Annotated in this window: 27 protein-coding genes; 11 read left to right on the top strand and 16 right to left on the bottom strand. The window is 55.3% G+C overall.

All coding sequences use genetic code 11. The features are described from left to right. Positions 1-5: 5 nt before the first annotated feature. The gene (locus tag ACR6JA_RS14025; protein ID WP_039297939.1) at positions 6-281 is read right to left on the bottom strand and encodes an oxidative damage protection protein; all 276 of its coding nucleotides are present in this window, start codon (positions 279-281) and stop codon (positions 6-8) included. Positions 282-283: 2 nt separating this feature from the next. After that, positions 284-1,366, bottom strand: coding sequence for an A/G-specific adenine glycosylase (mutY, locus tag ACR6JA_RS14020; RefSeq protein WP_494493717.1), 1,083 nt, complete (start codon positions 1,364-1,366; stop codon positions 284-286). 155 nt (positions 1,367-1,521) lie between these two features. Here mutY and trmB point away from each other — a divergent pair, with 155 nt between their 5' ends. The 3 genes from trmB (at position 1,522) to ACR6JA_RS14005 (ending at position 3,352) form a co-directional block, all read left to right on the top strand. Beyond that, complete coding sequence (trmB, locus tag ACR6JA_RS14015; protein WP_085542334.1) at positions 1,522-2,241, top strand: tRNA (guanosine(46)-N7)-methyltransferase TrmB; 720 nt, start codon at positions 1,522-1,524, stop codon at positions 2,239-2,241. After that, positions 2,241-2,567, top strand: coding sequence for a YggL family protein (locus ACR6JA_RS14010; RefSeq protein WP_008461534.1), 327 nt, complete (start codon positions 2,241-2,243; stop codon positions 2,565-2,567). Before trmB ends, ACR6JA_RS14010 begins: the two co-directional genes overlap by 1 nt. Positions 2,568-2,635: 68 nt before the next feature. Continuing rightward, the gene (locus ACR6JA_RS14005; RefSeq protein WP_008461536.1) at positions 2,636-3,352 is read left to right on the top strand and encodes a YggN family protein; all 717 of its coding nucleotides are present in this window, start codon (positions 2,636-2,638) and stop codon (positions 3,350-3,352) included. 107 nt (positions 3,353-3,459) lie between these two features. Here ACR6JA_RS14005 and hemW read toward each other — a convergent pair whose 3' ends face one another. Genes hemW through ACR6JA_RS13980 form a run of 5 tightly spaced genes read right to left on the bottom strand, consistent with a single transcriptional unit; the run spans position 3,460 to position 6,781 of the window. Continuing rightward, a complete protein-coding gene (gene hemW / locus ACR6JA_RS14000) occupies positions 3,460-4,602 on the bottom strand; it encodes a radical SAM family heme chaperone HemW (RefSeq protein ID WP_494493716.1) in 1,143 nt (380 codons plus the stop codon). Further along, complete coding sequence (locus ACR6JA_RS13995) at positions 4,595-5,188, bottom strand: XTP/dITP diphosphatase (RefSeq protein WP_494493715.1); 594 nt, start codon at positions 5,186-5,188, stop codon at positions 4,595-4,597. Before ACR6JA_RS13995 ends, hemW begins: the two co-directional genes overlap by 8 nt. Before the next feature lie 13 nt (positions 5,189-5,201). After that, positions 5,202-5,501 carry a DUF167 family protein YggU gene (yggU, locus tag ACR6JA_RS13990; protein WP_008461542.1) on the bottom strand — a complete coding sequence of 100 codons (300 nt, stop codon included), beginning with the start codon at positions 5,499-5,501 and terminating at the stop codon, positions 5,202-5,204. After that, positions 5,498-6,052, bottom strand: a complete 555-nt coding sequence (locus tag ACR6JA_RS13985) for a YggT family protein (RefSeq protein ID WP_008461544.1) — start codon at positions 6,050-6,052, stop codon at positions 5,498-5,500. Before ACR6JA_RS13985 ends, yggU begins: the two co-directional genes overlap by 4 nt. Before the next feature lie 24 nt (positions 6,053-6,076). After that, complete coding sequence (locus ACR6JA_RS13980; protein WP_494493714.1) at positions 6,077-6,781, bottom strand: YggS family pyridoxal phosphate-dependent enzyme; 705 nt, start codon at positions 6,779-6,781, stop codon at positions 6,077-6,079. Between the two features lie 16 nt (positions 6,782-6,797). Between ACR6JA_RS13980 and ACR6JA_RS13975 the strand changes: the two genes are divergently transcribed. From ACR6JA_RS13975 to ACR6JA_RS13965, 3 genes are all read left to right on the top strand, one after another. Continuing rightward, positions 6,798-7,823, top strand: a complete 1,026-nt coding sequence (locus ACR6JA_RS13975; protein ID WP_494493713.1) for a type IV pilus twitching motility protein PilT — start codon at positions 6,798-6,800, stop codon at positions 7,821-7,823. Between the two features lie 61 nt (positions 7,824-7,884). Then, on the top strand, positions 7,885-8,067 hold the full coding sequence (locus ACR6JA_RS13970; protein WP_494493811.1) for a type II toxin-antitoxin system HicA family toxin: 183 nt from the start codon (positions 7,885-7,887) through the stop codon (positions 8,065-8,067). Positions 8,068-8,090: 23 nt separating this feature from the next. Then, positions 8,091-8,546, top strand: coding sequence for a type II toxin-antitoxin system HicB family antitoxin (locus ACR6JA_RS13965; protein WP_494493810.1), 456 nt, complete (start codon positions 8,091-8,093; stop codon positions 8,544-8,546). A 5-nt stretch (positions 8,547-8,551) separates the two neighbouring features. Here ACR6JA_RS13965 and ruvX read toward each other — a convergent pair whose 3' ends face one another. The 8 genes from ruvX to metK all read right to left on the bottom strand — a co-directional run bounded on the left by ruvX (position 8,552) and on the right by metK (position 15,847). Then, entirely contained in the window at positions 8,552-8,971 is a 420-nt protein-coding gene (gene ruvX / locus ACR6JA_RS13960; protein ID WP_213715361.1) for a Holliday junction resolvase RuvX, read from the bottom strand. Beyond that, positions 8,971-9,534, bottom strand: a complete 564-nt coding sequence (locus tag ACR6JA_RS13955; RefSeq protein WP_039287632.1) for a YqgE/AlgH family protein — start codon at positions 9,532-9,534, stop codon at positions 8,971-8,973. The genes ruvX and ACR6JA_RS13955 overlap by 1 nt, the downstream gene beginning before the upstream one ends. A 147-nt stretch (positions 9,535-9,681) precedes the next feature. Continuing rightward, positions 9,682-10,629, bottom strand: a complete 948-nt coding sequence (gene gshB / locus ACR6JA_RS13950; protein ID WP_008461555.1) for a glutathione synthase — start codon at positions 10,627-10,629, stop codon at positions 9,682-9,684. Between the two features lie 12 nt (positions 10,630-10,641). Next, positions 10,642-11,373: a 16S rRNA (uracil(1498)-N(3))-methyltransferase gene (gene rsmE / locus ACR6JA_RS13945; RefSeq protein WP_166995246.1), complete on the bottom strand. Its 732-nt coding sequence runs from the start codon at positions 11,371-11,373 to the stop codon at positions 10,642-10,644. Between the two features lie 145 nt (positions 11,374-11,518). Then, positions 11,519-12,226, bottom strand: coding sequence for a deoxyribonuclease I (gene endA / locus ACR6JA_RS13940; RefSeq protein WP_008461559.1), 708 nt, complete (start codon positions 12,224-12,226; stop codon positions 11,519-11,521). A gap of 92 nt (positions 12,227-12,318) precedes the next feature. After that, complete coding sequence (locus ACR6JA_RS13935) at positions 12,319-12,834, bottom strand: SprT family zinc-dependent metalloprotease (RefSeq protein WP_213715359.1); 516 nt, start codon at positions 12,832-12,834, stop codon at positions 12,319-12,321. Between the two features lie 70 nt (positions 12,835-12,904). Then, positions 12,905-14,299, bottom strand: a complete 1,395-nt coding sequence (locus ACR6JA_RS13930) for a sugar porter family MFS transporter (protein ID WP_494493712.1) — start codon at positions 14,297-14,299, stop codon at positions 12,905-12,907. A 393-nt stretch (positions 14,300-14,692) separates the two neighbouring features. Beyond that, positions 14,693-15,847, bottom strand: a complete 1,155-nt coding sequence (gene metK / locus ACR6JA_RS13925; protein ID WP_008461565.1) for a methionine adenosyltransferase — start codon at positions 15,845-15,847, stop codon at positions 14,693-14,695. Between the two features lie 331 nt (positions 15,848-16,178). Here metK and yqgG point away from each other — a divergent pair, with 331 nt between their 5' ends. The 4 genes from yqgG to speB all read left to right on the top strand — a co-directional run bounded on the left by yqgG (position 16,179) and on the right by speB (position 19,767). Further along, the gene (gene yqgG, locus ACR6JA_RS13920; protein WP_494493711.1) at positions 16,179-16,430 is read left to right on the top strand and encodes a small protein YqgG; all 252 of its coding nucleotides are present in this window, start codon (positions 16,179-16,181) and stop codon (positions 16,428-16,430) included. 101 nt (positions 16,431-16,531) lie between these two features. After that, positions 16,532-16,678 carry an acid stress response protein YqgB gene (yqgB, locus tag ACR6JA_RS13915; RefSeq protein ID WP_157141458.1) on the top strand — a complete coding sequence of 49 codons (147 nt, stop codon included), beginning with the start codon at positions 16,532-16,534 and terminating at the stop codon, positions 16,676-16,678. Beyond that, positions 16,671-18,647, top strand: a complete 1,977-nt coding sequence (speA, locus tag ACR6JA_RS13910; RefSeq protein ID WP_008461567.1) for a biosynthetic arginine decarboxylase — start codon at positions 16,671-16,673, stop codon at positions 18,645-18,647. The genes yqgB and speA overlap by 8 nt, the downstream gene beginning before the upstream one ends. Positions 18,648-18,846: 199 nt before the next feature. Next, positions 18,847-19,767, top strand: coding sequence for an agmatinase (speB, locus tag ACR6JA_RS13905; protein WP_038479002.1), 921 nt, complete (start codon positions 18,847-18,849; stop codon positions 19,765-19,767). A gap of 36 nt (positions 19,768-19,803) precedes the next feature. Here the strand turns inward: speB and loiP are convergent, their stop codons facing one another. After that, positions 19,804-20,562 (bottom strand): metalloprotease LoiP, encoded by a 759-nt coding sequence (gene loiP / locus ACR6JA_RS13900; RefSeq protein WP_008461569.1) that lies wholly within the window; start codon positions 20,560-20,562, stop codon positions 19,804-19,806. A 268-nt stretch (positions 20,563-20,830) separates the two neighbouring features. Here loiP and tkt point away from each other — a divergent pair, with 268 nt between their 5' ends. Then, complete coding sequence (gene tkt / locus ACR6JA_RS13895; RefSeq protein WP_008461570.1) at positions 20,831-22,822, top strand: transketolase; 1,992 nt, start codon at positions 20,831-20,833, stop codon at positions 22,820-22,822. Positions 22,823-22,824 lie beyond the last annotated feature (2 nt).

Raw genomic sequence — 22,824 nt, 5'->3', positions numbered from 1 at the left:
GACGATTACTGTTTTTCTGGCGGGGTGAAGCCTTCGATATGGACTTCTTTCCCTTCAAACAGGAAATTGACCATCTCGTTTTCCAGCTCTTTGCGGTGTTCTGGGTTCATCATGCTCATCTTTCTTTCATTGATCAGCATGGTCTGCTTGGACTGCCACTGCGCCCAGGCCTCTTTGGAGATTTCGTTATAGATTCGCTTGCCTAGTTCGCCCGGGTACAGCTGGAAATCCTGGCCTTCAGCTTCGCGCTGCAGGTAAGTACAAAAAATCGTTCTGCTCATGATTATTCCTCTTCTTCGGCGCGAACTGACGCTAAGGCAACCGGTTCGGCTCGTAATTGTTGTAGCAGGCGCTCCACGGGAGCCGCCAGCCCGACAGATGGTGGCTGGCCTAAGTTATACCAGAGAGCGGGGCCTTCATCCATGCAGCCGTCCATGGACGACACCGGAAGCCACATCGGCACAATGTCTAAATGGAAATGGCTAAAGGTGTGGCGGAAAGCCGTTAACTGCGTGAGATTATCTGCCGGAATTCCTCTCTGCTCCAGCCAGCGGTGTAATTCCTGTTCTTCAGCGAACTGTGGGAAGCAGAATAGGCCTCCCCATAGCCCGACTGCCGGACGCTGCGCCAGGAAGACTTCATCGCCATGCTGCATCATCAGCATATAACCGGTGCGTTCAGGCAGCGTCACTTTAGGCTTCTTGCCGGGATAGTTCGCCCAGCTGTGGTTGGCATAGGCTACGCAGCCGGTGTTCAGCGGGCAAAGCTCGCATTTTGGCTTTGAGCGGGTGCAGACCATGGCCCCAAGGTCCATCATCGCCTGATTAAACTGGCTAACGCCCTGTGCAGGGGTTACGCGTTCGCTGATTTCCCAGAGGCGGTTTTCAACCTCTTTTTTGCCCGGCCAGCCGGAAACGGCATAGCAACGGGCGAGCACGCGCTTTACGTTGCCATCGAGAATCGGGAAGTGTTTACCCAACGAAAGAGACAGAATCGCGCCTGCGGTTGAGCGCCCGACGCCAGGCAGGTCGGCCACTTCGTCATACGTTTGAGGGAAAACGCCACCGTGTTTATTGGCAACCTGCTTAGCGGCTTTATGCAGATTGCGCGCGCGGGCGTAATAACCCAGCCCCGTCCACAGGTGCAGCACTTCGTCCAGCGGGGCGTTCGCCAGGTCGGTCACGGTGGGGAAACGCGCCATAAAGCGCTCAAAATAAGGGATGACCGTCGCGACCTGGGTTTGTTGCAACATTACCTCAGAGAGCCATACTTTATAAGGCGTTTTCTCCTGCTGCCACGGCAGGGTTTTGCGCCCATACTTGTGGTACCAGTCGAGGACTTGTTGGGCGAATTGAGGAGCTTGCATGGTCAACGCGGGATATCCGGCAAAGGTGTAATAAAGGAGCCGATTCCAGCACAGCGGCGTAAAGCTGTAAACCGGAACTTTCTGCCACTTGCTTCTCATCCTTAACTTTGGATAATGCCCGTTTCCCGAACACTAAGCGAAGCGTTAAGAAAACCATGAAGAATGACGTCATTTCACCGGAATTTAATGAAGAAGGCCGTGTGCTGCGCCGCATCCGCAGCTTTGTCCGTCGCCAGGGGCGTCTGACAAAAGGCCAGCAGCATGCGCTGGATAACTACTGGCCGGTGATGGGCGTTGAGTTCCAGGCCGAGCCTGCCGACTTTAGCGAGATTTTTGGCCGCGAAGCGCCGGTCACGCTGGAGATCGGTTTTGGTATGGGCACCTCGCTGGTAACCATGGCACAAACCAATCCACAGCATAACTATCTCGGTATTGAAGTGCATTCACCGGGCGTCGGCGCTTGTCTGAGCACCGCGCATGAGGCCGGCGTGGAGAACCTTCGTGTGATGTGCCACGACGCGGTGGAAGTGCTGGAAAACATGATTCCTGACAATTCTTTGAACATGGTTCAGCTGTTTTTCCCTGATCCATGGCATAAAGCACGTCATAATAAACGCCGTATCGTTCAGGTACCGTTTGCTGACCTGGTGAAGCGCAAGCTGAAGTTAGGCGGCGTGTTCCATATGGCCACCGACTGGGAACCTTATGCTGAACATATGCTCGAAGTGATGTCCTCTATCGAAGGGTATAAAAACCAGTCGGAGAGTCACGACTACGTACCGCGTCCGGACTCACGTCCGGTAACCAAATTTGAACAACGTGGCCATCGTCTTGGTCACGGCGTATGGGACTTAATGTTCGAGAGGGTGAAATAATGGCAAAGAATCGTAGCCGTCGTCTGCGTAAGAAAATGCACATCGAAGAGTTCCAGGAACTGGGGTTCTCGATTGCCTGGCGCTTCCCGGAGGGCACTTCCGAAGAGCAAATTGATAAAACTGTGGACGAGCTGATCGCCGAAGTGATCGCGCCGAACAAGCTGGCGTTTGACGGCAGCGGTTACCTGGTCTGGGAAGGTCTGGTGTGCATGGAAGAGATTGGCAAATGCACCGAAGAGCATCAGGCGCTGGTGCGTAAATGGTTAGAAGACCGCAAGCTCGAAGATGTTCGCATCAGCGATCTGTTCGACGTCTGGTGGGATTAAGCTTTAGTAAAAACAGGCTGGTTAATTAACCGGCCTTTTTTTCAGGAGCTGATTTTTCAGGAGAAAATATGATCCGTAAGGTTCTTTTAGGCGCGCTGCTGGTCACCGCCGCTTCGGCACACGCGGACTATCAGTGCAGCGTCAATCCACGTGATGACGTGGTCATTAACCCGCAGTCCGTGCAGGTTGTGGGTGAGAACGGCAATCTGGTCATCGCGCCTGACGGCAGCGTGCAATACAACGGTGTTCAGAAGACGCTGACCGCCGCACAGCGCCAGCAGGCGCTGAATTACCAGAAAGCCCTGCGCACGGATTTACCGTGGATCGATAACGGGGCTCGCTCTCGCGTAGAGAAAAGCCGCGTAGCGCTGGACGGCATTATTGCTAAACAGGTTGGGGAAAGCAGCAGCATGCGCAATCGCCTGACCAAACTGGATGCCCAGTTAAAAGAGCAGATGAACCGGATTATTGAGCGCCGCCAGGACGGACTGACGTTCCATTATAAAGCGGTCGATCAGGTGAGAGCCGATGGCCAGCAGCTGGTGAACCAGGCGATGGGCGGCATTCTGCAGGACAGCATTAATGAAATGGGCGCGCAGGCGGTGCTGAAAGGCGGCGGCAACCCGCTGCAGAATGTGCTGGGCAACCTGGGCGGCCTGCAAACGGCGGTTCAGAACGAATGGAATAATCAGCAGGCTGATTTTGAACAGTTCGGCCACGAGGTGTGTAACCGGGTGGTGTCGCTGGAAAATCAGCGTAAAGGGCTTGTGGGGGCGCTGAAGTAATTTTCCCCTCACCCTAACCCTCTCCCCTAAGGGGAGAGGGGATAAACCGAGTTCCCCTTCACCAGTTCTCTCCCCAAAGGGGATTGGGCCGGGGTGAGGGTGAAAACTTACACTTCGTCGGCTAAAAACAGTTCCAGCAGGGAGTTTAAAAACAGCTTCCCGTGCTCGGTAATCTGCCAGTGTTCATCCGTTTCCGTCATATAGTTTTTCGCCAGCGCCTCATCCAGCTGCGGGCGAATTATCGCTTCATCTAAACCAGTATAAAGCGTGAACTCACTGCGTGGCGCGGCCTCCAGCAGGCGGAAACGGTTCATAAAGAATTCGAACGGTTTGTCTGCCTGCTCAACGTCATGCTGGCGGTCGAGGTACTTTCCTTCCATGTATCCGCGCGGATGGCGTGTTTTCGCCGTGCGCGTAATGCGTCCGTCCGGGAAGGTGATTTTGCCGTGGGCACCGCAGCCAATCCCCAGGTAGTCGCCAAAGCGCCAGTAGTTCAGGTTGTGCTGGCACTGATAACCGGGCTTAGCGTAGGCTGAGGTTTCGTATTGCTGGTAGCCCGCGGCGGTCAGTAGCTTATCGCCTTGCTCGAAGATATCCCACAGCGCGTCGTCGTCCGGTAACTTCGGCGGACGTGATCCAAACAGCGTGTTCGGCTCGATGGTCAACTGATACCAGGAAAGATGCGGGGGATTAAGGGCAATGGCCTGGCGCAGATCGTCCAATGCCTCTTCGAGCGACTGGTCAGGTAGGCCGTGCATCAGGTCAAGGTTAAAGCTGCGCAGCCCCAGGCCGCTTGCCAGGTTTGCGGCACGTTTGGCTTCACCCGCATCATGAATACGGCCCAGGCGCTTTAATTTTGGCTCGCTAAAGCTCTGAACGCCGATAGAAATACGATTCACACCCGCTTTCTGGTAGCCAACAAAGCGGTCGGCTTCGACCGTGCCGGGGTTGGCTTCCATGGTGATTTCTGCGTCGTCTGCCAGCTTCAGGCGTGAGCGCACGCCGTCCAGCAGCGTTTGCATGGCTTCGCTGGAGAGCAGGCTTGGCGTACCGCCGCCAATGAAAATAGTCTTTACCTCACGCTCCTGAGCAAGCGCCACGTCGCGGTCGAGGTCGTGCAGCAGATGGCTCACGTATTCGTCGTGCGGCACGTCGCCTTTAAGCGCGTGGGAGTTGAAGTCACAGTACGGGCACTTCTGCACGCACCACGGGATGTGAATGTAGAGACTAAGAGGTGGCAAATTAGCCATTACGCATTGCTTCCAGTAACAGTTTCAGCGCTTGCCCACGGTGGGAGATCGCGCTCTTTTCATCGCGGGTTAGCTCCGCCGCGGTTTTACCCTCTGAAGGAACGTAGAAGATAGGATCGTAGCCAAAGCCACCTTGCCCGGCTGGCGCGTGGGTAATCACGCCCGGCCAACTGCCGTGAAACACCAGCGGCGTTGGGTCTTCTGCGTGACGCATATAGACCAGCACGCAGTGGAACTGAGCCTGGCGTTTATCGTCCGGTACGTCTTTCAGCGCTTCCAGAAGCTTGTCGAGGTTCTGCTGGTCACTGGCATCCTCACCCGCGTAGCGGGCGGAATAGATACCCGGTGCACCACCCAAAGCATCCACCGCCAGGCCGGAATCGTCGGCCAGCGCCGGAAGCCCGGTCACTTTAGCCGCATGGCGAGCCTTGAGAATCGCATTCTCAATAAAGGTCAGGCCGGTCTCTTCGACAGACTCTACGTTCAGCTCGGTTTGCGCGACCACATCGAAGCCAAAATCCGCCAGCAGATTGGCGAGTTCACGCACTTTACCGGCGTTACCGGTAGCTAATACGACTTTTTGCATAGTCAGTCCTGTGTTATTCGAGGGGGGCAATCAATGCCGCGACTTCCGTCGGGATCTGCTGCGGGCCGATAATTTTAACTTGTTTATGGCGACCAAGTTCGCCTTTCTCTATTACGACCTGGCCTTTCGCTACCCGGAATTGTTTGGCCAGATATTTTACCAGGTGAGCGTTGGCCTGCCCGTCTACCGGTGGTGCGGTGATGGCGACTTTTAACTCGTCGCCATGCATACCGACCAGGCTATCGCGGCTGGCCTTGGGCTGAATATACAGCCGCAAAACCAGCCCGTCAGGCTGCTGCGTCACAGCACTCAAATCGCGTACCAAAGGCCAGGGAACAGGTCCATACCGAGGTAGTTCAGCGCATAAAGAATAAGAATGACCACCATGGCGGAGAAATCAATGCCGCCCATCGCAGGCAAGATGCGGCGAATCGGCGCCATCATTGGCTCGGTCATTTGCATCAGCACGTATTCAATAGGGCTGCGGCCCTGGCTTATCCAGCTCATCAGGGAACGAACGATGATCACCCAGAACACCAGGGTACCGGCTGATTTCAGCAGCGACAGCACGCCGATGAGTAAGTTTAATGGATCGAGCGACAGCCCGCCGGACTGGATCAGCAGCAGAATAGGGAATTTCAGCGTGGTGAGTATAAATGCCACCAGCAGGGATGAGGTATCAATAGGGCCCAGGGATGGCAGCACGCGACGAAGCGGTCCGACAACGGGCTGGGTAACTTTAACGATGAACTGGGCAAACGGGTTGTAGAAATCACAGCGCGCCCACTGCATCCAGATACGGATAAGCAGCACCATTACGTAAAGCTCAATCAGGGTTTTGACCAGGAAAGTCAACGTAAGCATGGTTTTCCTCAAAAATGATGGTGATTAACGAGCGGGATAATCCCGCGCGCCGAAAATAGCGGTTCCAATGCGCACCATGGTGCTGCCTGCGGCAATCGCGGCTTCCATGTCATCGGTCATGCCGAGAGATAATGTATCGACCGTGGTGAAGCGGCCTTTGAGTGCATTGCAGGCCTCAGCCATTTTGCGGCAAACGGCAAGCTGGCGCTCGTAATCCGGTTCTGGCGCAGGGATGGCCATCAGGCCTCGCAGCGTCAGTCCCGGTAAGACCGCCACTTCGGCAGCTAACTGTTCCAGTTCACTCAACGCGATGCCGGACTTACTGTTTTCGTCACTGATATTAATTTGAATCAGTACGTTTAGCGGCGGCAACGTCGACGGGCGTTGTTCGCTGAGTCTGCTGGCAATTTTCAGCCGATCGACGGTATGGCACCAGTCAAAATTCTCCGCCACAAGGCGGCTTTTATTCGACTGCAGCGGCCCGATAAAGTGCCACTCCAGCCCTGTTACACCTTGTTCAGCAAAGTGGTGAATCTTATCCACGCCTTCCTGCACATAGTTTTCGCCAAAGGCGCGTTGCCCGGCAGCAATCGCTTCTGCGAGGGCACTCACAGGCTTGGTTTTGCTGACTGCAAGCAGAGTCACTTCTTCGGGGCTTCTGCCGCAACGTGCCGCAGCGGCTGAGATTTTCCCATGTACCTGTGCCAGATTGTGCGCTATCTCATTCATGATCGTTGGAAGTGATATGGATATCGAAGAAATTGTGGCCCTTAGTGTAAAGCATAATGTCTCCGATCTACACCTGTGCGCGCGCCAGGCGGCACGCTGGCGAAAGTGCGGCAGGCTGGACGTGTGCCCGGAGAAGGTGCCGGCAGTCGAAGACGTTCTCAACAGATGGTTAAGTGAAGAGCAAGCGTTACAGCTTAATCGCGCGGGGCAGCTCGATTTTTCACTTACGCTCACGAACGGTTTCAGGTTGCGCGGCAATGCTTTTCGCCATCAGGATGGTTATTCGCTGGCGCTTAGATTACTCGCGTCTTCTTGTCCGGAACTGCATACGCTTGGCGCACCGTCCCAACTGAAGGCACTTTTACGGGAAAGTGAAGGGCTGATACTGGTGACAGGTGCTACCGGAAGCGGGAAGTCTACAACCCTTGCCGCGATGATCCAACATCTCAACCAGCATCTTGACGGCCATGTGCTAACGCTTGAAGACCCCATCGAATTTATTCACGTCTCTGGTCGATGCCTGATTCAGCAGCGCGAGCCCGGCCTGCACTGTGAAAGCTATGCTGCAGCGCTAAAAGCCGCTTTGAGGGAAGACCCGGACGTCATCCTGCTGGGCGAGCTTAGGGATAGCGAGACGATTGGCCTGGCGCTGACCGCGGCAGAAACAGGGCATTTGGTTCTGGCGACATTGCACACACGCGGTGCTGCGCAGGCGGTAGAACGGCTGGTGGATGTATTCCCTGCTCAGGAGAAAAGCCTGATTCAAACTCAGCTTGCCGGAAGCCTGAAAGCGGTGCTGGCACAAAAGCTTGTGCCGGCAGGCGATGGTGGCCGGGTGGCGTTGTACGAACTGTTGGTCAATACCCCGGCCGTGGCAAATTTGATTCGTGAGGGGAAGACGCATCAACTGCCTGGTGTGCTGCAAACCGGCCAGCAGCATGGCATGCAAAGCTTTGCCCAGAGCGAGGCGCTGCTGCTGCGTGAAGGTAGGATTGCTGGAAACGATCGGGCAGCCAGCGGGCCATGGGAGGCGACATTTTGAACACATTTATTGCTGTTGTGTGTATTGATGTGTATGTTGATCGTCATTCAGGGAGAGCATGATGATCTCTGCTGAGCTGATAAAGGAATTGAGAGCCGCAGGGTGCGAACCCGTCAGGCGTTCTGAGGGTAGCCACGGGATCTGGTGGTCACCTACAATCGGAAAAACGTTCCCTGTTCCGCATCCCAAAAAGGATTTGCCCGTCGGTACCGTCAAATCCATTCGTAAAATGGCAGGCCTTTAGCCTGTCGCTGCCGGAGGTTGATGATGTTTTTTTCCGTTGGTGTGGAATTACCCGCAACTGAAAACGAAGCGTTTGGCCTGGTCGTGCCCGCGCTATGCAATGAAGAATTTGGCTGCGTATCGGCCGCAGACAGTCAGGCGGATATCGGCCCGATGGTGCAGGACGCAGTGCTGTCGATTGTGGATTTAATGGTGGAGAGCGGCAAAGACATTACTCAACTGTGTGATGCCGGGCCTTTTGCTTATGCCGCAGACCCGGAGTACAGCTATTGCCATCAATGGCTGCTGGTTGATGTGGATTTATCCGCGCTGGAAGGAAAGCAGCAGCGGCTAAACATCATGCTGCCGGACGCACTGCTGCGGCGTATTGATTCCCGGGTTAAGCAGCCCTCATCAGGCTACCGGGACCGCAGCCACTTTCTGGCGATTGCCGCAAGGCATGAACTGCTGAACGCACGACACGATACGTCCGGCAGTTAAGCCCTTCACGGGTGGTACTCGAACCAGCTTTCAAGAATAATCACTGCGGAGGCGGAGTCGATGCTGCCTTTATTCAGAGCGCGAAAACCGCCGTGTTCGAACAACCCGGCGCGGGCTTCGACAGTGCTCAGCCGCTCGTCCTGCAGAGAGACTTTCACGCCAAAGCGGCCGTGCAGGCGGTTAGCAAACTTACGGGCTCTCGCCGTCAGGGGTTGTTCGGTGCCATCCATGTTCAGCGGCAGGCCGACAACGACTTCTTCCGGCTGCCACTCTTTCAGGATTTTTTCTACCGCATTCCAGTCCGGGGTGCCGTCCTGCGCTTTGAGTGCGGTTAGCGGGCGCGCAGTGCCGGTAATGCGTTGGCCGATGGCGACGCCGATACTTTTAGTACCGAAGTCAAAAGCCATTAAAGTTCCGTTGCTCATCAGGCGTGCCCCGCTTCGCTTGGCATGGTGTGGATATCGATACCAATCAGGCGGGCCGCCTCGCGCCAGCGCTCTGAAATGGGCGTATGGAACAGGATCTCAGGCGAAGCTGGCGCCGTCAGCCATGAGTTTTCCATGATCTCCTGCTCAAGCTGCCCTTTTTCCCAGGAAGCATAGCCGAGAGCAACAATCACCTCTTTCGGCTGTTTGGCCGTGCCTAACGTTTCCAACACATCACGAGAAGTTGTAATCACCGTATCGTCGGAGATGCGAATGCTTGAGCCGAAGTTGTCCGGCGGCGAGTGCAAAATAAAACCACGATCTTCCGCCAGTGGGCCACCGATGAAAACGGGTTTATCCAGTCGAATCGTGGTGTCGCGCGGGTCCGGTTCTATTTTTAGCTTTTCGAGAACGCCATCAACCTGCAGGTTTTCCAGCGGTTTATTGATGATAATCCCCATCGCGCCTTCATCATTGTATTCACAGATATAAACTACGGAGCGCTTAAATAAAGGGTCCTGGAGAGCCGGCATGGCAATAAGAAAGTGATGCTGTAAATTCATTGTCAGAGGTTCTGATCCCGGTTGATAAAAGCGGCAGTGGCTGCGCGAAGTGTGACCAGCTTACCACTAATGAAGGAAGGCGGGCTACCCGCCGTGAATCGTGCCTTCGAAGGGGGAAGGCGGGTAACAGCTACCCGCCAGATGCGCTTAGTGAGCGAGGCGTTTTTCGATGGCGTCGAACAGCATCCCGGTGATCGACACAGGGAATTCAGCTTCGATTTCGCGGATGCAGGTTGGGCTGGTGACGTTAATCTCGGTCAGGCGATCGCCGATAATATCCAGACCAACAAAAATCAGCCCTTTAGCTTTCAGCGTCGGCCCAACGCGGCGGGCAATTTCCCAGTCGCTGTCGGTCAACGGACGTGGTTCGCCACGGCCACCGGCGGCCAGGTTACCGCGGGTCTCACCGCCCTGCGGAATACGCGCCAGACAGTAAGGTACCGGCTCGCCGTCTACCACCAGCACGCGTTTATCACCGTCTTTAATGGCAGGTAGGTAGTTCTGCGCCATGCAGTAGCGGGTCCCCAGTTCGGTCAGCGTTTCGGCGATAACCCCGATGTTTGGGTCATCCTGTTTCACACGGAAAATAGAGGCGCCACCCATACCGTCCAGCGGCTTCATAATGATGTCGCCGTGCTGCTGCCAGAAGGCTTTCAGCTGAGCTTTGTTACGGGTGACCAGCGTTTCCGGCGTTAAGTCGGCAAACCAGGCAGTGAACAGCTTTTCGTTACAGTCACGCAGGCTCTGCGGCTTGTTAACGATCAGCGTGCCTTTCTCTTCTGCACGCTCAAGAATATAGGTCGCGTAGATAAATTCAGTGTCGAACGGCGGGTCTTTGCGCATCAGGACCACGTTCAGATCGGCCAGGGCGATATCCTGCTCGGTGCCAAACTCATACCACTTATCGTAGTTCTGCTCGACGCTGAGCAGGCGCGTGCGGGCGCGCGCTTCGCCGTTGTTCAGATACAGGTCGGCCATTTCCATGTAGTGCAGTTCGTAACCACGACGCTGCGCTTCCAGCAGCATGGCGAAGCTGGAGTCTTTTTTAATGTTGATGTGTGCGATGGGGTCCATCACGATGCCGAGCTTGATCATTGTTGTTCTCCTTTAGCCCAGGTCGCCAAAGCGCACCTGCAGTGCGGTGATGGCGGTGAGCGCGGTGGTCTCAGTACGCAGAACGCGCGGTCCCAACAGAATATCAGTAAATTGGTGCTCTGCGGTCATGGCAATCTCATCTGCAGACAGGCCGCCTTCCGGGCCTATCAGCAGGCGGACTCGCTCGACCGGCTGCGGCAGCGTGTTGATGCTGGCGCTGGCTCGCGGATGCAGATTGAGCTTCAGGGCGTCATCCTGCTCGGCGCACCAGGCTGCCAGGTCCATCGCCGGGCGAATGTCTGGCACCCGGTTGCGGCCGCATTGCTCGCAGGCGGCAATCGCAATCTTTTGCCACTGCTGGAGTTTCTTGTTCAGTCTTTCCGCATCCAGTTTTACCCCGCAGCGCTCGGAAAACAATGGTGTAATCTCGTTCACACCCAGCTCCACGGCTTTTTGAATGGTGAATTCCATCTTTTCGCCGCGGGACATGACTTGGCCGAGATGCAGCCAGAGCGGTGACTCACGGTCGTCCTCGTTGCCCGCCAGGATTTTAACGCGCACGCTTTTTTTATCCGCCTGCACGATTTCCGCGTCGAACACCTGATTGCTGCCGTCGAACAGCTGAATGGCCTGGCCCGCGCTCATGCGCAGCACGCGTCCAACGTGGTTAGCTGCATCTTCGCTCAGGGCAACGTCCTGGCCAACGGAAAGATTTTCAGGATGGTGAATGCGGGGTATACGCATGAAGTGAGTTCCGGTTAGTTGCGCTGCAGGAATGGGCTCTTATCCTGACTCTATTCCAAAAAGGGAGAGGGGATTTTCGCCCCCTTGTTCTGTAGGTCGAGGGCGATATTCGTCACAGCAAATAAAGAATTGCCGCTAGTGTAGGTTAGCTGTTTCGCGCCTGGCAAGCCCGCAGCACATATGGATTATGATTGCCCTGGACTTTCGCAATGCGCTCATCCCGCTCGCACTCCCAGGTGTTGACCGGGTAGCGTTTATCCCAGGCCTGGAATAATTGAGTCTGCTGGCGAGAAAGCGACAGCTGGTATTGGTCGCGCATGTAGAAATAAGTGCGCGCAATTGCGCCTCGAGCGCGTTCCGGCGGCTCGGCCACTTTATCCTTAAAATCAATTTTCATTGCGCACTGGCCGTATTGGCTTTCGCCGCCGTTCCATTGGCTGTACATGAAGTTATTTCTGTCGGCGTTAACCTCGCCCACGGCAGGCTGCAGGTTGTGCATATCGCTTTCTATTTTGCGGTATACCGGATCTTTGGCGCAGTTTTTACGTCCACCGTCTTGCCAGCACTGCAGCAGGTGGCCGAACTGCCAGGCAGGCATGACGTGTTCCCATTCAATGCGGGTGGCCCGGTTTTCGTTCTTCCGCACTTTATAGCCACAGGACTCCAGATCCGGGATACCTTTTTTCCCCTGCCAGCTGATTTTACAGCCGCAGTAGAAGTCGCCCGGAGCATCGGCGTTGACCTTGACGCCTGCGGTTTTGGCTTGTGCGAAGCTATTGATGCCGTTGCTGAAGGCGGGAAGCGAACTGAAGGCTGCAACGAATGCAACAGCCCAAGAAATTTTGCGAGACATTTCCAGAATCCTTACTAAAACGTGCCCGCACCCTACCTGATCGGATATCCAGTTTCAATCAGAGGTGGCGTAAAAACTCCAGAAATAAACGATTAATTACATGGGGTTGTAGCGTCGGGTTTTAATAGCTGGCCGCAATGAGTGCAGCGATATTCGGCTTCGCCGCGCAGCACCCGATTGTGGCGGCGCACGGTGAGCTGATGCTGCTGGCAAGGGCAGCGGTAGGGGAAGGTATTTTTGCGTACCGAATCGACTTCAAATTTATGAGTGCGGCGGGCCGGGACGCCGAGCACGGTTTCCATCATCCATTTCCATTCCTTGCCGTGGGGGGCGACGCGGCCAAAGTGCTTCCATACCAGCAGGTGAGCCAGCTCATGGGGGACGACTTCTTCGACAAAAGCCTGCTGATTTTCCATCAGCAGCACCGGATTCAGGCGAATTTCGTTACTTTCCAGCCATGCAGTGCCGGCGGCGGTGCCGCGCTGCTGATAGACCACTTTGGGCTCAGGATAATGAGTGCCTAAATGCGCGTTGGCCTGCTGAAGTTTTTCACGCAGGCAGCGCATAACGGCTTGCTGGAGAGCGATAGGGAGTCTGGGGGCTTTCATAACGGCAGAGAATAATGGGGCAGGAAGCGCGGTGCAAGCCCCTCCCGTTACCGAAAGGGGCTTTCAGGACTCAGTTGTGTGCGCCGATTTCGCGTAATTTACGGCCTTTCATCAGGTTACGTTCGATGTGTTCCAGAGAGACATGTTTCGTCTCAGGAATAAGCCACAGCGTCAGGACGATAAAGAACAGGTTCAGCGCCGCATAAACCCAGAAGGTGTTAGCGTTGCCCAGCGTGTTCAGCATAGTCAGGAAGGTGGCGCCGACAATCATATTGGCAATCCAGTTAGTGGCGGTGGAGCAGGTGATGCCGAAATCGCGCCCTTTGAGCGGCTGGATTTCGGAGCACAGCACCCAAATCAGCGGGCCAGCGCTCATGGCGAAGCCAACGATAAACATCAGCAGCATGGCAACCGCAAAGTACTGCGCGCCCTGGGAATGGATGCCGACGTGTAGCATGGTGCCCAGCACCCCCATGCCGATGGCCATGACCAGGAAGCCGAGCACCAGCGTAGGTTTACGTCCCCAGCGGTCAACCAGACCGATAGCAATAAAGGTCGCCAGCACGTTAATCAAGCCCACGATCACGGTGCCCCACATTTGCTGCGTGGTATTCGCGAACCCGGCAATTTCAAAGATTTTTGGTGCGTAGTACATGATGACGTTCATGCCGGTGAACTGCTGCATGACCTGCAGCAACACGCCAAGAAAGACCGCCCGGCGGAAGTTCGAGTTGTCCTTAAACAGCGACCAGCCGCTCTGTTTCACTTTCAGGCTTTCGCGGATTTCTTCCAGCTCACGTTTCTCCTCTGCGCTGGTATCGCGCAGGCGCAGCAGCACGCGTTCAGCATCGTGGAAGCGGCGCTTGGCGGCAAACCAGCGCGGACTGTCCGGCAGGAAGAACACGCCAACCAGCAGTAGCAGCGCGGGAAGGGTGATCACGCCCAGCATCCAGCGCCAGGATTCGGTGTAGCTGAAAGCTGTATCGGAGAGATAAGCGCCCAGAATACCGATGGTGATCATCAGTTGGTACATGGAGATCATGCTGCCACGGATCTTCTCCGGCGCAATTTCTGACAGGTAAAGCGGGGCGGTGTAGGAAGCGACGCCAACGGCCAGGCCCAGCAGGACACGAGACACGATCAACACTTCAACGTTGGGCGCAAAGGCCGAGAACAGGGAACCGAGCACAAACAGCACGGCACCTATCATCAGGCTGTATTTTCTCCCCAGTTTGAAAGAGAGCCAGCCGCTGCCGATGGCCCCGACGGCTGCCCCGAACATCATCGAACTCACCACCCATTCCTGGGTGTGAGAGGTGATGGCGAAGTCTTTAGCGATAAACGGCAGCGCACCGGCAATCACCCCAATGTCCAGGCCAAACAGCAGGCCGGCGAGCGCGGCCAGGAAGCAGACAAAAAAGGTCATGCTTTTGTTGGAGCGCCCGGTTTTTTTATTGTCAGGCATATCGCCCTCCACGTAGATTTTTTTGGATTTGACGTTTTTAAGGGTAGGGCAGTAAACGGCGGAAGTGTGTGATGATAATCACAGCGATGTAATCGTTTACACTAGAGGTCTAAATTGAGAGGAAACTTAATGTTGATAAGACAGAGAATTAACGGCTAATAAAATCCGTCCTGCGGTTAATAATCGGTGTATGATGAGGTGTTATGTAACAAATGATGTGTCTGAACGCACATATGAATAAAAATGGCGATCAAGGCTATTCCTGTTATGTGTAATCGGTTTCAAATTGTTGCCGGTGATGGCAGGGAGGCAGGAGGAGAGAAACCTGTAGGTACAGAACCAAAAGCAAAAGGCCAGCATAAGCTGGCCTTTAAAGTACAAAGCGGTGGCGGGTTATTTCAGGCCAGCGGCTTCACGCAGCAGTGCGGCTTTGTCGGTTTTTTCCCATGGGAAATGTTCGCGACCAAAGTGACCGTATGCGGCGGTTTCTTTGTAGATCGGATGCAGCAGATCCAGCATCTGAATCAGGCCGTATGGACGCAGGTCGAAGAACTCGCGCACCAGCAGGGTCAGCTGCTCGGTAGAGATTTTCTCGGTACCGAAGGTTTCCACCATGATGGAAGTAGGTTCTGCCACGCCGATAGCGTAAGAAACCTGAATTTCGCAGCGGTCAGCCAGGCCAGCGGCGACGATGTTTTTCGCGACATAACGCGCAGCATAGGCAGCAGAACGGTCAACTTTAGACGGATCTTTACCTGAGAATGCGCCGCCCCCGTGACGAGCCATGCCGCCGTAGGTATCAACGATGATTTTACGCCCGGTCAGACCGCAGTCACCCATTGGGCCACCGATAACAAAACGGCCAGTTGGGTTGATGTGGTATTTGGTGGAGGCGTTCAGCCACTCGCCCGGCAGAACTGGTTTGATGATCTCTTCCATCACCGCTTCCTGCAGGTCTTTCAGCGCGATGTCTTCAGAGTGCTGAGTGGACAACACAACCGCATCAATACCGACGATTTTACCGTCGTCGTACTGGAAGGTGATCTGGCTTTTCGCGTCCGGGCGCAGCCATGGCAGGGTGCCGTTTTTGCGCACTTCAGCCTGACGCTGCACCAGACGGTGGGCGTAGGTGATTGGCGCTGGCATCAGCACGTCGGTTTCGTTGGTCGCATAGCCAAACATCAGGCCCTGATCGCCCGCACCCTGTTCCAGTGGATCGGTACGGTCAACGCCCTGATTGATGTCCGGGGATTGTTTACCAATCGCGCTAAGAACAGCGCAGGAGTTGGCGTCAAAGCCCATATCTGAATGCACATAGCCGATTTCACGCACGGTTTTGCGGGTGATTTCTTCGATATCAACCCACGCGCTGGTGGTGATTTCGCCGCCAACCAGAACCATACCGGTTTTGACGTAAGTCTCACAGGCTACGCGTGCTTTCGGATCCTGCTCGAGGATCGCGTCAAGGACGGCGTCGGAGATTTGGTCAGCGATTTTATCAGGATGCCCTTCAGATACAGACTCGGACGTAAAGAGGTGTTTAGCCATATTTTCTTCACCCTAAGAGGATTTATTTAGTTCAGGCTGCTGCTCTACGCCACAGCGGTGGCGAGATAGACCAACCCGGGAACTTATTGCCACAGATTGAAAAACAGGCAGTCTAACAGTTAATCAGTATAGATGGATTAACATCTGGACGGCCATTTTAGATTAGACAATCGGCAGATAGCCAGAATTTTTTAGGGTAACGGCAATATGTGATAAATCTTGAGTGGAAAGTGGAGCTGACACTGCTGGCAATTTACACATTTTGTTTTGCTTTTTACCCCTTATATGGGTATAAAGCGGCGCGCGCGGCTTAATCAAAAGCACACGATTTGTGTTGCCCACTTCCAGCCGGGTTGAGCAATTATTTAGAGCCTGTCAGGTACAGTGTTCGCAGCTTTGGCTTGTCGCATACATATTCAACGTATGCGTGGAGGTGATACAAGTAATGAACCGCCGTCATTCATATAACCCAGCACGCCGTTCTGGCGCGTATATGCTCCTCGCAGCCTGCATCTCATGTTTTCAAACTTGCCGATGTTTTACCCATCTCGGCGCTTCTCAGGATCCCCGGGCCGGTCTGTAATCCGCCGTGGTAACTGAACAAGGGCGCTCTTGTATTACAAGAGTTTTCTCGTGGTTTCGCCGTCCTGTCATACAGGGTTCGGATACGTGTTTTACAATGATATGAAAATGAAACCGGTCGCACAGCCTGGCTGTCAGCGTCTTGTGCTGTCAATGCGCGCTGTTAATGGGTTGTTATTGCAGGATACCCCTGCGATAGTAGTCAACTGTTTTGCACAATCGACAAAATTTGAGGTTCGCCATGACTGACAAAATCACTTCTGTTTCGGGTTCGTCAGTGGGCGAGCAGGATGTACATCGTTCCATTCAGGAGGTTGCCATGAGCTCCGAGGAAGCCAGCAAGATGCTGCGTACATACAATATTGCCTGGTGGGGCAATAACTATTATGACGTTAACGAACTGGGCCACATCAGCGTTTGCCCGGACCCGGACGTTCCTGAAGCTCGCGTGGATCTCGCCGAACTGGTGAAAGCGCGTGAAGCTCAGGGCCAGCGCTTGCCTGCGCTGTTCTGCTTCCCGCAGATCCTACAGCACCGCCTGCGTTCGATTAACGCCGCCTTTAAGCGTGCGCGTGAATCCTACGGCTACAACGGCGACTATTTCCTGGTTTACCCGATCAAAGTTAACCAGCACCGCCGTGTGATTGAGTCGCTGATTCATTCCGGCGAACCGCTGGGCCTGGAAGCCGGTTCTAAAGCCGAGCTGATGGCCGTATTGGCGCACGCGGGCATGACCCGGTCGGTTATCGTCTGTAACGGCTATAAAGACCGCGAATACATCCGCCTGGCGTTGATCGGCGAGAAGATGGGCCATAAGGTCTACCTGGTTATCGAGAAGATGTCCGAAATTGGCATCGTGCTCGAAGAAGCCGAGAGACTGAATGTGATCCCACGCCTGGGCGTTCGCGCCCGTCTGGCTTCTCAGGGATCCGGTAAATGGCAGTCCTCCGGCGGTGAGAAATCCAAGTTCGGCCTGGCGGCAAACCAGGTTCTACAACTGGTTGAAATCCTGCGTGAACGCGGCCGCCTGGACAGCATTCAGCTTCTGCACTTCCACCTGGGGTCGCAGATGGCGAACATTCGCGATATCGCTACCGGCGTTCGTGAGTCCGCCCGCTTCTACGTTGAGCTGCATAAACTGGGCGTGAACATCCAGTGCTTCGACGTTGGCGGTGGCCTGGGCGTGGACTACGAAGGGACTCGCTCCCAATCCGACTGCTCCGTTAACTACGGCCTGAATGAATACGCGAACAACATTATTTGGGCAATTGGCGATGCCTGTGAAGAAAATGGTCTGCCGCACCCAACGGTGATCACCGAATCTGGTCGCGCCGTGACCGCACACCACACCGTGCTGGTTTCCAATATTATCGGCGTGGAGCGTAACGAATATACCGAAGCAACTCCACCTGCGGTTGACGCCCCTCGCGCACTGCAAAGCATGTGGGAAACCTGGGAGGAGATGCATCAGCCTGGGACTCGCCGCTCGCTGCGTGAATGGTTGCACGACAGCCAGATGGACCTGCACGATATCCACGTCGGCTACTCCTCCGGGGCATATAGCCTGCAGGAGCGTGCCTGGGCAGAGCAGCTTTACCTGAACATGTGCCACGACGTGCAGAAGCAGCTTGATCCAAGCAACCGCGCGCACCGTCCAATCATCGACGAACTGCAGGAGCGCATGGCGGACAAAATGTACGTCAACTTCTCGCTGTTCCAGTCGATGCCGGACGCGTGGGGGATCGATCAGCTGTTCCCGGTACTGCCGCTGGAAGGGTTGAATCACGCGCCTGAACGCCGTGCGGTGCTGCTGGACATTACCTGCGACTCCGATGGGGCAATTGACCACTATATTGATGGCGACGGCATAGCCACAACGATGCCGATGCCGGAATACGATCCGGAGAACCCGCCGATGCTGGGCTTCTTCATGGTGGGTGCGTACCAGGAGATCCTCGGCAACATGCATAACCTGTTCGGCGACACCGAAGCGGTGGATGTCTTCGTCTTCCCTGATGGCTCCGTGGAAGTTGAACTGTCTGACGAAGGCGATACCGTGGCGGACATGCTGCAGTACGTGCAGCTCGATCCGAACAAGCTGCTGACTCAGTTCCGCGACCAGGTCAAGAACACCGGCCTTGACGATGCGCTGCAGCAGCAGTTCCTCGAAGAGTTCGAAGCGGGTCTGTACGGTTATACGTATCTGGAAGACGAGTAAGCTATCGCTTTCCCTCTCCTCTTCAGGGAGAGGGGCAAAGAGCGCGCAATAGCCTATACTCTCTTGAACCTGTATGAATTAGCGGCGATAATCCGCGCAATAAATAGTAGTCCCCCAATCCAATCCCTTCCTCGTCGGGTTTAACGACGCGGAGGGGATTTTTTTTAGGCGTTTTTAACCCCAACCGAGAGGTCAGACAATGAGCACCTTAGGCCACAAATACGATAACTCCCTGGTATCTAATGCCTTTGGTTTTTTGCGTTTCCCGCTGAACTTCCAGCCGTACGATAGCGATGCGGACTGGGTGATCACCGGCGTTCCGTTTGATGCGGCAACTTCCGGTCGTGCAGGCGGCCGCCATGGCCCGGCAGCGATTCGTCAGGTGTCCACCAACCTGGCATGGGAAGGTAACCGCTTCCCGTGGAACTTCGACATGCGCGAGCGTCTGAACGTTGTGGACTGCGGCGACCTGGTCTACGCCTTTGGTGATGCCCGTGAGATGAGCGAAAATCTCCAGGCGCACGCCGAGCGTCTGCTGGCTGCCGGAAAGCGTATGCTTTCCTTCGGCGGTGACCACTTCGTGACGCTGCCGCTGCTGCGTGCTCACGCTAAGCACTTCGGTAAAATGGCGTTGGTTCACTTTGATGCGCACACCGACACCTACGCGAATGGCTGCGAATTCGACCACGGCACGATGTTCTACACCGCGCCAAACGAAGGCCTGATCGATCCGAACCACTCCGTGCAGATCGGTATTCGTACCGAGTTCGACAAAGATAACGGCTTCACCGTGCTGGATGCCTGCCAGGTTAACGATCGCGGCGTAGACGACATTATTGCCCAGGTTAAGCAGATCGTCGGTGACATGCCTGTTTACCTGACTTTTGACATCGACTGCCTTGATCCTGCTTTTGCGCCGGGGACAGGTACGCCGGTGATTGGTGGCCTGACGTCCGATCGTGCTATCAAGCTGGTTCGGGGCCTGAAAGACCTGAACATCGTGGGGATGGACGTGGTGGAAGTGGCTCCGGCCTACGACCAGTCTGAAATCACCGCGCTGGCTGCGGCAACTTTGGCGCTGGAAATGCTGTATATCCAGGCGGCCAAGAAAGGCGAATAAGCCTTTAAATACCGCCCCATTGGGGGCGGTATTGCTTTATTTAATCCCATCCGCTGCCATGCGGTCGCGGATATGCTGGGCACGGGCGGCAGACGCCGGGTGGTCGTCCAGCATGGAGCTTTGGCGGCCTTCGTCGAGCTTAGCCAGTTTCTCAAAGCTGGTGGCAAGACCGGTCGGGTTGATGCCGCGTTTGCGCAACAGATCGTAAGAATAATCGTCCGCTTCAGATTCCTGGCGCTGGGAGAACTGAGCGTTCACCAGTTTTTCGCCTAAATCCCCAAGCTGAGACTGCGACAGGTTGCCAATCACGCCGCCTGCGGATGCGGCAGCAACGCGAGCTGCGTTAGCCCCGAGCGCGACCTGCATACCTTTTTTCACGTGGCCCAGCGCGACGTGTCCCATTTCGTGGCCAATCACCGCTTCAACTTCGTTGTCGTCCATCATGTCCATCAGGCCGCTGTAGACGCGGATGCAGCCGTTCGCCATGGCGAAGGCGTTGACGTCTTTGGTCACATAAACTTTGTAGTTAACCGGCAGGCCGTTGATGTTATCCCCCAGCGCGGAGGCAATTTTGTTCAGCCGCTGGGTGTATGGGCTGTCTGCCGGGGCTATCGTGGCTTTGCTGTCCTGCTGCTTACAGGCATCATCGCTCAGGGTTTTCACCTGCGCGTCGCTTAAAGTGTAGGCCTGGAAAGCTTCGGCCCCAGAGGTCAATAGCCCGTTGGAATCCATTCCCTGGCAGCCGCTCAGCAGGGCTGCGACGCTCAGGCTCAACAATATTGGGCGCATCTTCATGGCCATTTTCCTTTCTTTATAATAGGTAAAAACAGAATCGGATTTACCGCAGGCAAGGCGGCTCCAGAACCAGTATAAAGAAGAATAAATGGCCTGCGCATCAGGTTGCGCAACTTGCGAGCGTTATCCAGAGATTTCTTACCCTGTCAACGGCACGCCGCATGTACATGATCATTCCCCTGGTGTACATTGTTGTCACATTTTCGGGCGTAGCCCATAACGCATCGTAGTCAAGGCGCGACCTTCAACCATCCGATCTGGAGTCAAAATGTCCTCTCGTAAAGAGCTTGCCAATGCTATTCGTGCGCTCAGCATGGACGCAGTACAAAAAGCCAAATCCGGTCACCCGGGTGCCCCTATGGGCATGGCCGACATTGCCGAAGTCCTGTGGCGTGATTTCCTGAACCATAACCCACAGAACCCTTCCTGGGCAGACCGCGACCGCTTCGTGCTGTCCAATGGCCACGGTTCTATGCTGATTTACAGCCTGCTGCACCTCAGCGGTTATGATCTGCCGATTGAACAGCTGAAAAACTTCCGTCAACTGCACTCCCAGACTCCGGGCCACCCGGAAGTAGGCTACACCGCCGGTGTTGAAACCACGACTGGCCCATTGGGTCAGGGTATTGCGAACGCGGTCGGCATGGCTATCGCAGAGAAAACGCTGGCGGCACAGTTTAACCGTCCTGGCCACGACATCGTGGACCACTTCACCTATGCATTCATGGGTGACGGCTGCATGATGGAAGGCATCTCTCACGAGGTTTGCTCCCTGGCTGGTACCCTGAAGCTGGGTAAACTGGTTGCGTTCTATGACGACAACGGCATTTCCATCGACGGTCACGTTGAAGGCTGGTTCACCGACGATACCGCAAAACGCTTTGAAGCCTACGGCTGGCATGTAGTGCGTGGTGTAGACGGCCACGATGCCGCGGCTATCAAACGTGCAGTAGAAGAAGCGCGTGCGGTGACCGACAAACCGTCCCTGCTGATGTGCAAAACCATCATCGGTTTCGGTTCCCCGAACAAAGCCGGTACCCATGACTCTCATGGCGCGCCGCTGGGTGATGCAGAAATCGCACTGACCCGCGAAGCGCTTGGCTGGAACCACGCACCGTTCGAAATCCCTTCTGACATCTACGCGCAGTGGGATGCGAAAGAAGCAGGTCAGGCTAAAGAAGCTGCATGGAACGAGAAGTTCGCTGCCTACGCGAAAGCCTTCCCGCAGGAAGCCGCAGAGTTCACTCGCCGCGTGAAAGGCGAAATGCCTTCTGACTTCGACGCAAAAGCGAACGAGTTCATCGCTAAGCTGCAGGCTAACCCATCCAAGATCGCCAGCCGTAAAGCGTCCCAGAATGCTATCGAAGCGTTTGGCCCGCTGCTGCCGGAATTCCTGGGCGGCTCCGCTGACCTGGCGCCTTCTAACCTGACTATCTGGTCTGGTTCTAAAGCGATTAACGAAGATACCGCCGGGAACTACATCCACTACGGCGTGCGCGAATTCGGTATGACCGCTATCGCCAACGGTATCTCCCTGCACGGTGGCTTCCTGCCGTACACCTCTACCTTCCTGATGTTCGTAGAATATGCCCGTAACGCGGTGCGTATGGCTGCGCTGATGAAACAGCGTCAGGTGATGGTGTATACCCACGACTCCATCGGCCTGGGCGAAGATGGCCCGACTCACCAGCCGGTTGAGCAGGTTGCTTCCCTGCGTGTGACCCCGAACATGAGCACATGGCGTCCGTGTGACCAGGTTGAGTCCGCAGTAGCGTGGAAGTACGGCGTTGAGCGTCACGACGGCCCGACCGCGCTGATCCTTTCCCGCCAGAACCTGGCTCAGCAGGATCGTACCGAGCAGCAGCTGAAAGACATCGCTCGCGGTGGCTACGTGCTGAAGGATTGCGCAGGTCAGCCAGAGCTTATTTTCATCGCTACCGGCTCTGAAGTTGAACTGGCGGTGGCCGCATGGGACAAACTGACTGCCGAAGGCGTGAAAGCGCGCGTGGTTTCCATGCCGTCTACCGACGCTTTCGACAAGCAGGATGCGGCCTACCGTGAATCCGTACTGCCGAAAGCCGTTTCTGCTCGTGTAGCTATCGAAGCCGGCATTGCTGACTACTGGTACAAATACGTTGGCCTGAACGGCGCTATCGTGGGCATGACCACCTTTGGTGAGTCTGCGCCAGCGGAACTGCTGTTCGAAGAGTTTGGCTTCACCGTGGAAAACGTGGTGAAACAGGCTAAAGCGATTCTGTAATC

The organism is Cedecea sp. B1(4) (assembly GCF_059414925.1).
The sequence above is the reverse complement of the archived record's forward strand: the minus strand, read 5'-3'. Positions and strand labels throughout refer to the sequence as shown.

Excerpts from the sequence above, each read along its gene's own strand:
- rsmE (WP_166995246.1), bottom strand. The coding sequence starts at position 11,373 with ATGCGTATACCCCGCATTCACCATCCTGAAAATCTTTCCGTTGGCCAG.
- trmB (WP_085542334.1), top strand. The coding sequence starts at position 1,522 with ATGAAGAATGACGTCATTTCACCGGAATTTAATGAAGAAGGCCGTGTG.
- ACR6JA_RS13955 (WP_039287632.1), bottom strand. The coding sequence starts at position 9,534 with ATGAATTTACAGCATCACTTTCTTATTGCCATGCCGGCTCTCCAGGAC.
- speA (WP_008461567.1), top strand. The coding sequence starts at position 16,671 with ATGACTGACAAAATCACTTCTGTTTCGGGTTCGTCAGTGGGCGAGCAG.
- ACR6JA_RS13975 (WP_494493713.1), top strand. The coding sequence starts at position 6,798 with ATGGATATCGAAGAAATTGTGGCCCTTAGTGTAAAGCATAATGTCTCC.
- ACR6JA_RS13970 (WP_494493811.1), top strand. The coding sequence starts at position 7,885 with ATGATCTCTGCTGAGCTGATAAAGGAATTGAGAGCCGCAGGGTGCGAA.
- gshB (WP_008461555.1), bottom strand. The coding sequence starts at position 10,629 with ATGATCAAGCTCGGCATCGTGATGGACCCCATCGCACACATCAACATT.
- ACR6JA_RS13965 (WP_494493810.1), top strand. The coding sequence starts at position 8,091 with ATGTTTTTTTCCGTTGGTGTGGAATTACCCGCAACTGAAAACGAAGCG.
- ACR6JA_RS13930 (WP_494493712.1), bottom strand. The coding sequence starts at position 14,299 with ATGCCTGACAATAAAAAAACCGGGCGCTCCAACAAAAGCATGACCTTT.
- loiP (WP_008461569.1), bottom strand. The coding sequence starts at position 20,562 with ATGAAGATGCGCCCAATATTGTTGAGCCTGAGCGTCGCAGCCCTGCTG.
- hemW (WP_494493716.1), bottom strand. The coding sequence starts at position 4,602 with ATGGCTAATTTGCCACCTCTTAGTCTCTACATTCACATCCCGTGGTGC.
- ACR6JA_RS13935 (WP_213715359.1), bottom strand. The coding sequence starts at position 12,834 with ATGAAAGCCCCCAGACTCCCTATCGCTCTCCAGCAAGCCGTTATGCGC.
- ACR6JA_RS13985 (WP_008461544.1), bottom strand. The coding sequence starts at position 6,052 with ATGCTTACGTTGACTTTCCTGGTCAAAACCCTGATTGAGCTTTACGTA.
- ACR6JA_RS13995 (WP_494493715.1), bottom strand. The coding sequence starts at position 5,188 with ATGCAAAAAGTCGTATTAGCTACCGGTAACGCCGGTAAAGTGCGTGAA.
- ACR6JA_RS13980 (WP_494493714.1), bottom strand. The coding sequence starts at position 6,781 with ATGAATGAGATAGCGCACAATCTGGCACAGGTACATGGGAAAATCTCA.
- speB (WP_038479002.1), top strand. The coding sequence starts at position 18,847 with ATGAGCACCTTAGGCCACAAATACGATAACTCCCTGGTATCTAATGCC.
- endA (WP_008461559.1), bottom strand. The coding sequence starts at position 12,226 with ATGTCTCGCAAAATTTCTTGGGCTGTTGCATTCGTTGCAGCCTTCAGT.
- yqgB (WP_157141458.1), top strand. The coding sequence starts at position 16,532 with ATGAAAATGAAACCGGTCGCACAGCCTGGCTGTCAGCGTCTTGTGCTG.
- ACR6JA_RS14005 (WP_008461536.1), top strand. The coding sequence starts at position 2,636 with ATGATCCGTAAGGTTCTTTTAGGCGCGCTGCTGGTCACCGCCGCTTCG.
- ACR6JA_RS14025 (WP_039297939.1), bottom strand. The coding sequence starts at position 281 with ATGAGCAGAACGATTTTTTGTACTTACCTGCAGCGCGAAGCTGAAGGC.
- metK (WP_008461565.1), bottom strand. The coding sequence starts at position 15,847 with ATGGCTAAACACCTCTTTACGTCCGAGTCTGTATCTGAAGGGCATCCT.
- tkt (WP_008461570.1), top strand. The coding sequence starts at position 20,831 with ATGTCCTCTCGTAAAGAGCTTGCCAATGCTATTCGTGCGCTCAGCATG.
- ACR6JA_RS14010 (WP_008461534.1), top strand. The coding sequence starts at position 2,241 with ATGGCAAAGAATCGTAGCCGTCGTCTGCGTAAGAAAATGCACATCGAA.
- mutY (WP_494493717.1), bottom strand. The coding sequence starts at position 1,366 with ATGCAAGCTCCTCAATTCGCCCAACAAGTCCTCGACTGGTACCACAAG.
- ruvX (WP_213715361.1), bottom strand. The coding sequence starts at position 8,971 with ATGAGCAACGGAACTTTAATGGCTTTTGACTTCGGTACTAAAAGTATC.